Source organism: Streptomyces sp. NPDC026206 (assembly GCF_040638465.1).
In the GTDB taxonomy this organism is placed as follows: domain Bacteria; phylum Actinomycetota; class Actinomycetes; order Streptomycetales; family Streptomycetaceae; genus Streptomyces.
Map to the genome: position 1 here is coordinate 136087 of NZ_JBEZYL010000008.1, position 12954 is coordinate 149040.

Sequence of the window (12954 nt, forward strand, 5' to 3'; positions counted from 1 at the left end):
CCTCATACCGCGCAGTGGCCGCCGCCCGTCTCCCTGGGCAGGTCGAGGGCGGGGTTGCGGTCGAAGAACCCGGTGGGCTTGAGGGCGAAGCCGCTGGCGTCGACGGGCATCACCGGCCACTCCTCCAGGCGCGGCAGGTGCGTGGGCCCGAAGGTGTGCCAGAGCGTCAGCTCGGTGTTCTCCAGGGGCTCGCCGCCCGTGGTCCACTGCGGCAGCCCGGCGCCGCCGGGGTGCTGGTTGGGGTAGTCGCCCGCCGGGTACCGGCGGTCGGCGCGGTGGCGGGTGACCCACAGGTGCTTGCTGCCGTAGGCCACGCGGCCGGCCACCGGCGAACCGGGCTGGGCGAGGACGAGCGGGCCGGGCTGCGGGACGAGGGTGTACGCGACGGGCTGGCCCATGCGGTTGCGCGAGCCGGGGTTGGTGATGCGCCAGCGCCGCCCGGCGGCGGTGTCGGCCACCCGTCCGCCGTCCGCGCTGTCGGCGAGGACGGTCGTACGGGTGGTGATGGCGTTGCCGGCCGGGTTGCCGGGGCCGGCCGGGACGGGGACGACGTCGACCTCCTCGACGGTGTTGGCGAGCCCGTCGACGGCCACGTCGAGCCGGACGCAGAACAGGTGCTGGTGGTAGGGGGCGAGCAGGCCCGGGGCGACCTCGGTGCCGTGCGGCGAGCCGGCGCCGGGCTCGACGGCGGAGGTCTGCACCATGCCGGTGGACTTGGCCTCGAAGGCGAGGGTGCCGTCCTGGTGGAAGTACCAGTAGAAGCCGTAGTCGTAGTTGCCGACGGTGGCGATGTAGGAGATGACCAGGCGGCGGGAGCGGCGGCTCTCGGCGGCGTTGCCGTTGAAGATGTCGGTGTGCTTCCACAGGAGGCCGTGGTCCTCCTCGTGGATGCAGATGACGTTGGGCAGCGTCTCGGGGATTCCGTGGTCGTCGGCGACGACGGCGTCCAGGTAGCGGATCTCGCCGAGGCAGTCACAGCCGAGCCGCAGGGCGTTGGCGTTGCGGCCGAGGGAGTACTCCCCCGCGTCGAGGAACGTCACCCAGTTGCGGGACTCGTCCGGTTCGCCGTAGGCGACGGCCATCTCGGCGAGGGAGGCGCGGTGCAGCACCGGCCGCTCACGGTCCCCGTCGCGGTGGGTGATCCGGTGCAGGACGAGGCCCTCGCGGGCGTTGAAGTCGACACGGAAGCTCCAGTTCTGCCAGGTCAGCAGGGGCCCGTCGAGACGGAAGGAGGGGCCCTGGGGCTGGGTGATCTCCAGGGGGCGCAGGTCGGTACGGGCCGGGCCGTTGAACTCGGCCTCGTAGCGCCCGCATTCGGCCGGGACCGGCACCGCTCCGGTGTCGATGATCCGCACGACGCGCCGCTCGGTGACGTCGACGTCGGCCACCAGCCCGCCCACCGGATGGGCCCACGCGTTGTCGGTCGCGTCGCAGCGCAGCCAGGTCAGGCAGCGCAGCAGCCGGCGGCCCGGCCGGTCGATCACCAGGCTGCCGGCGGCGAGCGGTGCGCAGACGGCCAGGTCGGTGTCGTCCACTCCGCGCTCGGCCATGGCCTTGCGCCAGCCGGGGTCGGCCTTCACGATCGCCTCGACGAGGGGGTACTCCTCGAAGAGGACCTGTGGCTGCCCCTCCGTGGCCGGGTCCAGCTCGCGGTAGGAGAGCAGCAGTCCCGCGGTGACGTCGACGACCGCCTCGGCGGCGGTGCCGGTCGGCAGGTCGAGGAGGGTGACCCGCAGCCGCCGTAGGAACGGGTCGCCGGGCCGGTGGGCGGCGGCCGCGTGCCGGTCGGGCTCGTCGAGCAGGACCAGCGGGAAGCGGGTGTCCTCGCCGGCCTTGCCGGCCTCCTCGAGCACGCGCCGGGCGGCCGTGATCTCGTCGGCGCTCAGCGGGTCGAGCGGGTGGGGCTGCGCGGCCGGGGGGCCTGGGTGACAGCACGTCATGAGGAAACCTTTCTGGAGTCCGTGGGGCCGTTGGGGTCCGAGGGGTCGGCGGGCGCGGGGCAGGCCGCCGCCTTCGCGGCCTTCTCCAGCTGGAACGCCTCGTTGCCCAGCCCGATGCGCGCGTGCACCTGCGGCCGTACGGCCTTGAGCACCATCCCGTAGCCGATGCCCAGGACGACGGCCGCGCCGATGATGCCGGGCAGGATCCACCTCAGGGCCGGCCCGGGGTCGGCGCCGAGCAGTACGTCGAAGTCCTTGACCGCGTAGCCGACGATGACGAGCAGGGCCAGCCCGGCCGCACCGGAGGCGGCCAGCGTGGGCGCCTGGGCGCGGGCGGCGCCGCGCCGGACGAAGAAGACGATGACGGCGGCGCTGGCGGCGGCCATGAGGACGATGACGCCGAGCGCGCCGACGTTGCCCATCCAGGTGAACAGCCGCTGTACGGGTGCGGTCGGGTCGCCGTGCGCGCCGTTGTCGGTCACCGCGAACAGCGCGACGGCCAGGAGCGAGACGACGCTCTGCAGCAGCGAGCCGTGGGCGGGCGCGCCGCTGGTTCTGGAGGTGCGGCCGACGGCGGCCGGGAGCAGGCCCTCGCGGCCCATGGCGAAGGCGTAGCGGGCGACGACGTTGTGGAAGCTGAGCATCGCCGCGAACATGCCGGTCACGTAGAACAGGTGCATGGCGTCGGTGAAGGTGGCGCCGAAGCGGTTCTCGGAGAGGGCGAAGAGGAGGTTCGGGCCCTGTTCGCGGGAGAGTCCGATGATCTGCGACGGTCCGGCGGCCACGCTCAGCGCCCAGGAGGCGAACGCGAAGAACAGGGCGACGAAGCCGACGGCGAGGAAGGTCACGCGGGCGACGACGACCTGGGGGCGGCTGGTCTCCTCGGCGTAGACGGCGGCCTGTTCGAAGCCGACGAAGGAGGCGATGGTGAAGCAGAGCGCGGTGCCGAGTCCGGCGCCGGCCAGGGTGTCGGGGTCGAACGCCCGCAGCGAGAGCCCGTCCGGGCCGGGGCTGCCGAGGGCGCCGGCGTCGAAGACGACGACCATGGCGCACTCGATGAGCAGGAGCACGCCGAGGACCTTGGCGTTGAGGTCTATCTTGAGCCAGCCGAGCGCGCCGACGACTGCGACCGCGGCGAGGGCGGGGACCCACCAGGCGACGCTGACGCCGAGGTGCTCGTCGATCAGCCCGGAGAGCTCGAAGCCGAAGATGCCGTAGATCGCGAACTGCATGGCGCTGTAGGCGACCAGGGCGACGACGGAGGCGGCGGCTCCCGCGGTGCCGCCCAGGCCGCGGGCGATGTAGGCGTAGAAGGCGCCGGCGTTGTGGACGTGGCGGCTCATCTCGGCGTAGCCGAAGCTGAACAGGGTCAGGACGACGCCGAGGATGACGAAGAGGAGGGGCTGCCCGACGATGCCCATCGTCCCGTAGGTGGTGGGCATGACGCCCGCCGTGACCATCAGCGGGGCGCTGGCCGCGACGACCGACAGCAGGAGTCCCGCCGCTCCGATGCGGCCGGAGCGCAGGCGTCTTTCCTGGCCCTTGAATGTACTGATCTCGCTCGTGCTGCCCGTCGACATGGCGGGGCCGTCCTTCCCGTGGGGGTGAGCGGAGCCGGTGGCTGGTGCGGGTGGTGCGGGTGGTGCCGGGGCCGTGCGGTGGTTCAGGCGGCGCCGAGTGCGGCGCGGCGGGCGGCCCGGAAGGTCTTCCCGGGGTCCTGGTCCGGATAGGACCAGGGGGCGTGCGTGGCGTGCGGTCCGATGCGGGTGAGGAGGGCGGCGGCCTCGGCGGGCCGGCCCTCGTGCAGCTTGGCGTGGGCCAGGTAGTTGAGGTCGACCTTGCGCCGGGGGTGAGCGGTGCCGTCGTCGACGTCCCATTCGAGCCACCAGTCGAAGGCGGCCTTCATCACCTGGCGGGCCCGGCGGGTGGACCAGTGTCCCGAGCGGGCGGGGTCGGCAGGTTCGAGGCCGGCGCGGGCGAGGACGCGGTAGCGCTCGGCGTGGGCGACGACGGGCAGCACGGCCAGCGGTGAGTCGGCGGGTGCCTGCTCGGCGGCCCAGGAGGCGAAGTCGTAGACCTCGTGCAGCGGGTCGTCGCGGTCGCCCTCCTGGTGTTCTGCCAGGCAGGCGGCCATCAGGTGGTGGGCGTGGTGGTGGTCCCGGTGCCGGGCGCGGACCTGGTCGAAGGCGCGGACGCGCTCGTCGTCGGTGCCGGCGCGGCGGGCGAGGATGAGGATGGCGAGCCAGGGGGTGGGGTCACGGGGGGCCATGCGGGCGGCGGTCAGGCACAGGGCACGGGCCGCCTCGGGGCTGTCCTTGCCGTACAGGGCGCGGGAGACGGTGGCGCAGGCCAGCAGCGCGGCGGCGTCGGGGCTGTCGGGTTCGGCGAGCTGCCACTCGCGGGCCCAGGCGACGCTGGTGGGGCTCTCGGCGAGGACGACGAGGCGGTGGCCGCGGCGGTCCCAGTCGTCGCCCGTGTGGGCGAGGAGTTGCCGGGTGTCGGCCCAGCGGCCCCGGACCAGCGCGTCGCGGACGGTCGCGAGCTCCGAGTCGTCCAGGGCGGGGTCGAAGGTCAGCCCGTCCTTGTTCCGGGGGCGGCCCAAGGGGGGTGGGGGCGTCATCTGCGGGGTTCCTCCACGGCGTACGTCCCCTCCGGGCGCCGGGTCAGGGGCGTCCGTGCACATGCTTGCTCGATCACGCACAGCAAACCGGTAGTCACGGCTCCGCGTCAAGGCCGATCGTGATGCTGACATAACGTCAAGTAACGCACTACCGGATCGAGTTGCCGGGCCCCTCACGGGGCAGCGAGGACGGTGGTACGTATAAGCACAAAAGCACCTCGAACTGGCGTTCGCCATTCTCGCGGGATCGTCACCGGTCCGGCGGGATGAACAGGCTGAAAAGGGGTACTCGACCGCCACGCCGTCCCCTGCGGCGGCTATCGTCCTTGCTGTCAAGTGTCCAACGGCCACTCGGTCTTGAGGTGCCCGACGTGATGGTCTTCGCCTTCGCCATGAGCGCGGCGTGCTGCCTGGGTGTGGGGTTCGTCCTCCAGCAGAACGCCGCGCAGCGGGCCCCCATGAGCGACTTCCTCTCGCTCCGGCTGCTGCTGGACCTCGTTCGCATGCCGCGCTGGCTGGCGGGCATCGCGTTCATGGTCTGCGGCATGGTACTCGGCGCGATCGCGCTCAACTGGGGCGAGGTGTCGCTGGTCGAGCCGCTGCTGGCGACGAACCTGCTGTTCGCGATGGCACTCTCCCGCAGACAGACCGGACAGCCGCTGGGTCCGTCCGGCTGGGGCGGCCTGTGGCTGCTGGCGGGCGGGGTCGCCGCCTTCATCGTCGCGGGCCGGCCGCACGGCGGGCACACCGTCACCGATCCGCTGCGGCACTGGCTGGTCGTCGGCGTGATGGTGGGCGCCGCCCTGCTGCTGACGGCCGTCTCCAAGCGGGTGCGGATGAGCACGGAGGCCGCGCTGCTGGCGGTGGCCGCCGGACTGCTCTACGGCGTACAGGACGCCCTCACCCGGGTCAGCGGGAGCCGGCTCGCCCAGGGTGGCTGGGCCACCCTGGGCACCAGCTGGCAGCCGTACGCCGTGGTGGTGCTCGGCGTGACGGCGCTGGTGCTGGTGCAGAGCGCCTTCGAGACGGCGCCCCTGCGCATGTCGCTGCCCGCGCTGACCGCCGCGCAGCCGCTGGCGGGCATCGCCTGCGGGGTCGGCTTCATGGGCGACCAGTTGCGGACGACGCCGGGGGCGCTGGCCGCGGAGACGGCCGGCGTGCTCGCGATCGTGCTCGGGATCGTGCTGATCGGCCGCCACCCGGCCATGCCCTCGGGAATGGCGGAGTCGGGGCAGGTGCGCGACCTCCAGCCGCACTGACGGGGGGCGGACCGGTCCCGCCCCGGTGCGGGGCCGGGCTGATTGGATGGCCCCATGACCGATCAGCAGCCGCTCGGGGCCGATGAGGTACTGGACATCGTCGACGAGCACGACCGGGTCGTCGGGCAGGCGCCCCGGGGCGAGGTGTACGCCAGGGGACTGCTGCACCGTTGCGTGTTCGTCCAGGCGCGGGACGCGCAGGGGCGGATCTTCGTGCACCGGCGCACCGCCCGCAAGCTCGTCTTCCCCTCGCACTACGACATGTTCGTGGGCGGAGTGCTCGGCACGGGCGAGTCCTACGACGAGGCCGCACTGCGGGAGGCGGAGGAGGAGCTGGGCGTCAGCGGGCTCCCCGCGCCCACGCCGCTGTTCCGGTTCCGCTACGACAGCCCCGAGCACGGTGGCTGGTGGTCGGCGGTCTACGAGGTGCGCTGCGAGCTTGCGGTGCGGCCCCAGGAGGAGGAGGTCGCCTGGTACGGCTTCCTCTCCGCCGAGGAGCTCCGGGCGCGGCTGGACGAGTGGCTGTGGGTGCCGGACGGGCTGGAGGCGTACCGCCGGCTCGACGCGCACCGCCGGGCCCGGGGGTCCTCCCCGGGCCCGGCGGCGTGACGCTGCGGCGGACCGGCCTTATCCGACCGTGACGACGATCTTGCCCCGTGTGTGCCCCTCGGCGCTCAGGCGCTGGGCGTCGGCCGTCTTCTCCAGCGGGAAGACCTCGGCGACCTCGACCGACAGCACGCCCTGCTCCGCCAGGCGGCTCAGCGCGGTGAGGTCGGCCGCGTCGGGGCGCACCCACAGGAGGCGGCCGCCGAGGGCGGCCACGGCCGGGTCGGTGACGGAGACCAGGCGGGCTCCGTCAGCCGTGACCTCGCGCGAGGCCTCGATCGCGCCGCCGCCGACCAGGTCGAGGACGACGTCCACGCCCCGGGGCGCCAGGGCCCGCACCCGGCCGGCGAGGCCTTCCCCGTAGGTGACGGGTTCGGCGCCCAGGGAGCGCAGGTAGTCGTGGTTGCGCTCGCTGGCCGTACCGATGACCCGGGCGCCGAGGTGCCGGGCGAGCTGGACCGCCATGGTGCCGACGCCGCCCGCCGCCGCGTGGACCAGCACCGTGTCGCCCTCGGCCGCCTTGACGGCCTTCAGGGCCTGGTAGGCGGTCAGGCCGGCCAGCGGGATGCCGGCGGCCTCCTCGAAGGTGAGGTTGGCGGGCTTGGGCGCCAGGGTGCGCACCGGGGCGGCCACGTACTCGGCGAAGGTGCCGCGGGAGAGGAAGTCCTCCCGGACGTAGCCGATGACCTCGTCGCCGACCCGGTACTCGGGGGTGTCGGCGCCCAGGGCGACGACCACGCCGGAGACGTCCCAGCCGGGGACGACCGGGAAGACGGGCTCGATCATGGCGTCGAGGTAGCCCGCCTGCGCCTTCCAGTCGACCGGGTTGACGGCCGCCGCCTCGACCTTGATCAGGACGGCGTCCGGGCCCGCCTTGGGCTGGGGGAGGTCGCCGTACTCGAGGACCTCGGGGCCGCCGTAGGTCCGGTAGCTGACAGCCTTCATCGTGCTGGCTCCTTCGTCGTCGTTGCCGGTGTTCAGCGTGTGGCCGGTGCGGTTTCAGCCTGGGACGCGGCGTCCGTGCCCGCCACCGCTGCCGTCCGCGGTCCCCCGGCCTTGCGCAGGCCCAGCCCGGCCACGACGCAGACCAGCAGGAACGCCGTCCCGGCGATGACGAACGTCAGGGTGAACTGGCTCTCGGCGGGCAGCCTGGGCGCGCCCGGCGGCAGGTGTTCGATGCTCTTGGAGGCGAGGACCGTGGTGATCATCGCGCTGCCGATGGCGCTGCCGGTCGAGCGGGAGATGGAGTTGATGCCGTTGGCTATGCCGGTCTGGTGGTGCGGCACGCTGGAGACGATCACGGCGGGCATGGCCGCGTAGCCGAAGCTGATGGCCGCACCGACGAACATGCCGGCGGCGATCACGGAGTAGGCGTGCTCGTGGTCGAGCGCGATCCAGACGAAGCCGGCGGTGCCGATCAGGGAGGCGAGCAGCAGCACCAGGCGGGGGCCGTGGTGGCGGACGAGCTGGCCGCCGACGGGGGCCGCGAGCAGCGAGACGATCGTGCTGGGCAGCAGGTACTCGACGGAGGCGCGCAGGACGCTGGCGTCGAAGCCGTAGCCGGTGATCTTCGACGGCATCTGGACGAGGTAGGAGACGCCGATGAACAGGGCGAAGGAGCCGAAGCCGACGAGCAGGCCGGCGAGGTTGGCGAAGAGCACCGGGCGGTGGACGAACATCTTCATGTCGACCAGCGGCTCGCGCACCTTGCGCTCGACCAGCGTCCACACCACCGCCATCACGACGGCGCCGGCGAAGCAGCCGATCGTACGGCCGGAGGACCAGCCCCACTCGTGGCCCTGGGTGATGGGCAGCAGGAGCAGCACCAGGGTGGCGGCCAGGGACAGCGCGCCGAGGACGTCCGTACGGCCGCCGGTGGTCTCGCGGGTGGCGGGCACGAGGGTGACGACGGCGATCAGGGCGAGCGCGGCGAGGCCGGTGGCCAGCCAGAAGGCGCTGCGGTAGTCGGGGTTGTCACCGGAGGTGAGCAGGCCGGTGGCGACGAGCGCCAGGCCGCTGCCGAAGGCGAGGGTGCCGCTGACCATGGCCATCGCGCCGGGCAGCTTGGCCGGGCGGACCTCCTCGCGCAGCACGGACAGCGCCAGCGGGAAGATCGCGGTGGCGGCGCCCTGCAGGACGCGGCCGACGATCAGCCACAGCAGGGAGTGCGTCACGGCCGCGAGGACGGATCCCGCGACCATCACGATCAGCACGCCGACCAGCGTCTTCTTCTTGCCGTGCTGGTCGCCGAAGCGGCCGAGCAGCGGGGTGAAGACGGCGGCGGAGAGCAGGGTGGCGGTGGTGACCCAGCTGACGTTGGCGGAGGAGGTCTCGAGGTCGTTCTGGATGAGGCCGAGGATCGGCACGACAAGGGTCTGCATCATCGAGACGACCATGGCGGCGAGGCTCAGGGCGAAGACGATGACGGTCTCGTTCCGCGTGCCGGGCGGTGCTGCGGGCGCTTGCGGGGTCATGGGGTGGCGGGATCCTTCTGATTACTTCGCGTTACTTCACGACATGGATGCTTGAGATCGTCAAGCAACTCGCACCACGGTAGGACGCGATACTTCAGGTAGTCAAGTTAATGATTTAAGCCATCAAGCTCTTGAGTACACTTCATCCATGACCGGCACGACCACACAGCCCCCGACCAAGGCCCAGCTCCTCGAGCTGGTGGCGGCGCTCGGCACCGCCCAGTGGCAGGACTTCGCGGCAGCCGCCGCCCGCCACGGCCTCACCTCCGTCCAGGCCAAGCTGCTGGCGCAGCTCAAGGGCCCGGTCCCGATGCGGGGCCTCGCCACGCTGCTGACCTGCGACGCCTCCAATGTCACCGGCATCGTCGACCGGCTGGAGGCGCGCGGCCTGGTCCGCCGCGAGCCCGACCCCGCCGACCGCCGGGTGAAGAACGTGGTCGCCACCGAGGAGGGCCACGAGACCATCCGCCGCGTACGGGCCGAGATGCAGGCCACCCACAGCGCGCTCGACGCCCTGGACGAGGAGGAGCGCACCGCGCTCTTCGGGCTGCTGGAGCGGCTGCGCCCCGGCCTGGAGCACCGCGCCTGACCACCCCGCGCGAGCCCGCGGAGCCGCCCGTATTCTGACGCCCAGTCGGATCCGCCCAGCCGTGCGGCGGACGGCATGGGAGGCCCTCGATGACCACTACACGCAGCAACGTGCCCGCCGACGAGGCAGCGGGCACCGAGCCGTACACCGTCCGCCTCGCACCCGGCGTGAGCGCCTTCGTCCAGCCCGACGGCGGCTGGTGCCTGAACAACGCGGGGTTCGTCAGCGACGGCGACCGCACCCTGCTGATCGACACGGCCGCCACCGAGCGGCGGGCGCGCCTGCTGCGCGACGCCGTGACCGCGAGCGGCGCACCGCTGCCGACGGCCCTGGTCAACACCCACCACCACGGCGACCACACCTACGGCAACTGCGTCTTCACGCCCGGGGCCATGGTCATCGGCCACGCCGAGTGCCGCCGTGAGACCCTCGCCAGCGGACTGCAGCTCCACCAGGCCTGGCCCACGGTCGAATACGGCGACATCGAGATCACCGCCCCTGACCTCACCTACACCGACTCGCTCACCGTCCACATCGGTGACATCGAGGTGCGGCTGATCCACCCCGGCCCCGCCCACACCGTCGGCGACACCATCGCCTGGCTCCCGGAGCAGGGCATCGTCTTCACCGGCGACCTCGTCTTCAACGGCGGCACGCCCTTCGTGATGATGGGCTCGCTCAGCGGCTCGCTGCGCGCCATTGAGACGCTGCGCGGCCTCGGCGCGCAGACCGTGGTGCCCGGCCACGGCCGGGTGAGCGACCCGGGCGTCTACGACACCGTCGAGAACTACCTCCGCTACGTCCAGGACCTGGCCCGCACCGCCCACGCCGCCGGCCGCACCCCCCTGGAGGCCGCCCGCGAGGCCGACCTGGGCGAGTTCGCCGCCCTGCGCGAGAGCGAGCGCCTGGTCGCCAACCTGCACCGCGCCTACGCCGAACTGGACGGCCACCCGGCGGGAACGACCCTGGACCTGCTGCCCGTCCTCGGCGACATGACGCAGATGAACGGCGGCCGGCCGCTGCTCTGCCACGCGTGACCGGGACCCGGTGACCCCTGGACGGCATACCGACTGGTCGGCATGATGAGGCCGGTCACTGTGCTGTGCGTCCCCGTGACGTACGGCCGCATGTTCAACTCCGCGTGGAGGGGCATTCGATGAGCAAGGACGACCTGCCGGGGCTCGATCCGGAGCGGCTGCGCGCTCACCTGGAGCGGGAGCTGCCCGGGCTGGTGCGGGGGCCGCTGACGGCCGGGCTGATCGAAGGGGGGCGGTCCAACCTCACGTACGCCGTCACGGACGGCGTGAGCCGCTGGGTGGTGCGCCGGCCGCCGCTGGGGCATGTGCTCGCCACCGCGCACGACATGCGCCGCGAGCACCGGGTGATCAGCGCGCTGCGCGACACCCCGGTGCCGGTGCCCGGCGTGCTGCTGCTCTGCGAGGACGAGGACGTCATCGGGGCGCCCTTCTACGTCATGGAGTTCGTCGAGGGCACGCCGTACCGCACTGCGGAGCAGCTCACCGCCCTCGGCCCGGCCCGTATCCGCCAGGTCGTCCTCGGCCTCGCCGACACGCTCGTCGCGCTGCACGCCGTCGATCCGGACGCGGCCGGACTGGGGGACTTCGGGCGGCCGGAGGGGTTCCTGGAGCGGCAGTTGCGGCGGTGGGGCAAACAGCTGCAGGCCTCGCGCGAGCGCGAACTGCCCGGCATCGACGAGCTGCACCGCTCGCTCGCCACGGCACTGCCCCACTCCCCCGCGCCCACGGTCGTGCACGGCGACTACCGGCTCGACAACGTCCTGATCGGCGCCGACGACACCGTCGCGGCCGTCCTGGACTGGGAGATGTCCACCCTCGGCGACCCGCTCACCGACCTCGGCCTGCTGGTCATGTACGGCGAGCTGGAGGACGTTCCCGGCTCGCCGCTGACCACCACGCGCGGCGCCCCCGGCCACCCCGCGCCCGCCGAGATCGTCGAGCGCTACGCGGCCCGCTCCGGCCGCGACGTCTCGGCGCTCCCCTGGTACACCGCCTTCGCGTACTTCAAACTCGCGGTGATCCTGGAGGGCATCCACCGCCGCTACACCCTCGGGCAGACCGTCGGCGCCGGCTTCGACCGCATCGGCCCGCTCGTGCCGCTGTTCATCGGCAACGGACTCACCACCCTGCAGGAGGCTTGAGCACACATGGACTTCGCATTCGACGCCCGCACCGAGGAACTGCGCGGCCGGCTGCTGGCCTTCATGGACGAGCACGTGTATCCGGCGGAGGCCGTGGCCGAGCAGCAGCGGGCCGAGGCGCCGTCCCCCTGGCACGTGCCGCCGGTGGTGGAGGAGCTCAAGGCCGAGGCGCGCCGGCGCGGGTTGTGGAACCTCTTCTTCACCAACCAGCACGGGCTGCCCGACGAGAAGTACGGCGCCGGGCTCACCAACGTCCAGTACGCCCCCCTCGCCGAGATCACCGGCCGTAGCCCGCAGCTGGCCCCCACCGCCCTGAACTGCGCCGCCCCCGACACCGGGAACATGGAGCTGCTCGCCCAGTTCGGCACGGAGGAGCAGCGCGAGCAGTGGCTGGAGCCGCTGCTCGCCGGCGAGATCCGGTCGGCCTTCGCGATGACCGAGCCGGAGGTGGCCTCCTCCGACGCCACGAACATCACCACGCGCATCGAGCGCGACGGCGACGACTACGTCATCACGGGCCGCAAGTGGTACATCTCCGGTGCCCTGCACCCGGACTGCCGGATCCTCATCGTCATGGGCAAGACCGACCCGGACGGCCCCGACCCGCGCCGCCAGCAGTCGATGGTGCTGGTCCCGCGCGAGACCCCCGGCGTGGAGGTGCGGCGCGCCATGCGCGTCTACGGTTACGAGGACCATTACCACGGCGGCCACGCCGAGGTGGTCCTCGACGGCGTCCGCGTCCCGGCCACGCACCTCATCGGCGAGGAGGGCGGCGGCTTCGCCATCGCCCAGGCCCGGCTCGGCCCCGGCCGCATCCACCACTGCATGCGCCTGATCGGCATGGCCGAGCGTGCCATCGAGCTGATGTGCCGGCGCGCGGCGGCCCGTACGGCCTTCGGCAAGCCGCTCGCCCAGCAGGGCGTGGTGCAGGAGTGGATCGCCGATTCACGGGTGGCGGTCGAGCAGCTGCGGCTGCTGGTGCTCAAGACGGCCTGGCTGATGGACACGGTCGGCAACCGGGGCGCGCACACGGAGATCCAGGCCATCAAGATCGCCACTCCCCGGACGGTCGCCGGCATCATCGACCGGGCGGTGCAGCTGCACGGGGCGGGCGGGGTGAGCCAGGACTTTCCGCTGGCGGAGCTGTGGGCGGCGGCGCGGACGCTGCGGCTGGCCGACGGTCCGGACGAGGTGCATCAGCGGTCGCTGGCGCGGCGGGAGCTGAAGCGGTACCTGTGAACCGGGGCTCCGCCGCGAACCCCGGTCCTCCCCCGCCGGACGGGCCCG

General features: G+C 72.8%; 11 protein-coding genes. 6 read left to right on the forward strand and 5 right to left on the reverse strand.

Going from position 1 to position 12954, the window contains the following annotated elements:
- Positions 1–2: 2 nt before the first annotated feature.
- The 3 genes from AB0F13_RS14600 to AB0F13_RS14610 form a co-directional block, all read right to left on the reverse strand.
- Positions 3–1940 (reverse strand): primary-amine oxidase, encoded by a 1938-nt coding sequence (locus AB0F13_RS14600; protein ID WP_362080619.1) that lies wholly within the window; start codon positions 1938–1940, stop codon positions 3–5.
- Positions 1937–3520, reverse strand: coding sequence for an APC family permease (locus tag AB0F13_RS14605; RefSeq protein ID WP_362080622.1), 1584 nt, complete (start codon positions 3518–3520; stop codon positions 1937–1939). Before AB0F13_RS14605 ends, AB0F13_RS14600 begins: the two co-directional genes overlap by 4 nt.
- Positions 3521–3603: 83 nt before the next feature.
- Positions 3604–4560, reverse strand: coding sequence for a hypothetical protein (locus AB0F13_RS14610; protein WP_362080625.1), 957 nt, complete (start codon positions 4558–4560; stop codon positions 3604–3606).
- A gap of 374 nt (positions 4561–4934) precedes the next feature.
- Between AB0F13_RS14610 and AB0F13_RS14615 the strand changes: the two genes are divergently transcribed.
- Together AB0F13_RS14615 and AB0F13_RS14620 are read left to right on the forward strand one after the other, a co-directional pair.
- A complete protein-coding gene (locus tag AB0F13_RS14615) occupies positions 4935–5819 on the forward strand; it encodes a DMT family transporter (protein WP_362080944.1) in 885 nt (294 codons plus the stop codon).
- A gap of 54 nt (positions 5820–5873) precedes the next feature.
- The gene (locus AB0F13_RS14620) at positions 5874–6428 is read left to right on the forward strand and encodes an NUDIX domain-containing protein (protein WP_362080628.1); all 555 of its coding nucleotides are present in this window, start codon (positions 5874–5876) and stop codon (positions 6426–6428) included.
- Between the two features lie 18 nt (positions 6429–6446).
- Here AB0F13_RS14620 and AB0F13_RS14625 read toward each other — a convergent pair whose 3' ends face one another.
- Entirely contained in the window at positions 6447–7370 is a 924-nt protein-coding gene (locus AB0F13_RS14625) for an NADP-dependent oxidoreductase (RefSeq protein WP_362080631.1), read from the reverse strand.
- A gap of 32 nt (positions 7371–7402) precedes the next feature.
- Positions 7403–8899, reverse strand: coding sequence for an MFS transporter (locus AB0F13_RS14630; RefSeq protein WP_362080633.1), 1497 nt, complete (start codon positions 8897–8899; stop codon positions 7403–7405).
- A 148-nt stretch (positions 8900–9047) separates the two neighbouring features.
- Between AB0F13_RS14630 and AB0F13_RS14635 the strand changes: the two genes are divergently transcribed.
- The 4 genes from AB0F13_RS14635 (at position 9048) to AB0F13_RS14650 (ending at position 12906) form a co-directional block, all read left to right on the forward strand.
- On the forward strand, positions 9048–9488 hold the full coding sequence (locus tag AB0F13_RS14635; RefSeq protein ID WP_362080636.1) for a MarR family transcriptional regulator: 441 nt from the start codon (positions 9048–9050) through the stop codon (positions 9486–9488).
- 89 nt (positions 9489–9577) lie between these two features.
- Positions 9578–10525, forward strand: coding sequence for an MBL fold metallo-hydrolase (locus AB0F13_RS14640; RefSeq protein ID WP_362080638.1), 948 nt, complete (start codon positions 9578–9580; stop codon positions 10523–10525).
- Between the two features lie 119 nt (positions 10526–10644).
- Positions 10645–11667 carry a phosphotransferase family protein gene (locus tag AB0F13_RS14645; RefSeq protein WP_362080641.1) on the forward strand — a complete coding sequence of 341 codons (1023 nt, stop codon included), beginning with the start codon at positions 10645–10647 and terminating at the stop codon, positions 11665–11667.
- A gap of 6 nt (positions 11668–11673) precedes the next feature.
- Positions 11674–12906: an acyl-CoA dehydrogenase family protein gene (locus AB0F13_RS14650; protein ID WP_362080644.1), complete on the forward strand. Its 1233-nt coding sequence runs from the start codon at positions 11674–11676 to the stop codon at positions 12904–12906.
- Positions 12907–12954 lie beyond the last annotated feature (48 nt).

Bases quoted from the DNA above. Each gene is read 5' to 3' on its own strand.
- AB0F13_RS14600 (WP_362080619.1), bottom strand. From the start codon at position 1,940: ATGACGTGCTGTCACCCAGGCCCCCCGGCCGCGCAGCCCCACCCGCTC.
- AB0F13_RS14605 (WP_362080622.1), bottom strand. From the start codon at position 3,520: ATGTCGACGGGCAGCACGAGCGAGATCAGTACATTCAAGGGCCAGGAA.
- AB0F13_RS14610 (WP_362080625.1), bottom strand. From the start codon at position 4,560: ATGACGCCCCCACCCCCCTTGGGCCGCCCCCGGAACAAGGACGGGCTG.
- AB0F13_RS14615 (WP_362080944.1), top strand. From the start codon at position 4,935: ATGGTCTTCGCCTTCGCCATGAGCGCGGCGTGCTGCCTGGGTGTGGGG.
- AB0F13_RS14620 (WP_362080628.1), top strand. From the start codon at position 5,874: ATGACCGATCAGCAGCCGCTCGGGGCCGATGAGGTACTGGACATCGTC.
- AB0F13_RS14625 (WP_362080631.1), bottom strand. From the start codon at position 7,370: ATGAAGGCTGTCAGCTACCGGACCTACGGCGGCCCCGAGGTCCTCGAG.
- AB0F13_RS14630 (WP_362080633.1), bottom strand. From the start codon at position 8,899: ATGACCCCGCAAGCGCCCGCAGCACCGCCCGGCACGCGGAACGAGACC.
- AB0F13_RS14635 (WP_362080636.1), top strand. From the start codon at position 9,048: ATGACCGGCACGACCACACAGCCCCCGACCAAGGCCCAGCTCCTCGAG.
- AB0F13_RS14640 (WP_362080638.1), top strand. From the start codon at position 9,578: ATGACCACTACACGCAGCAACGTGCCCGCCGACGAGGCAGCGGGCACC.
- AB0F13_RS14645 (WP_362080641.1), top strand. From the start codon at position 10,645: ATGAGCAAGGACGACCTGCCGGGGCTCGATCCGGAGCGGCTGCGCGCT.
- AB0F13_RS14650 (WP_362080644.1), top strand. From the start codon at position 11,674: ATGGACTTCGCATTCGACGCCCGCACCGAGGAACTGCGCGGCCGGCTG.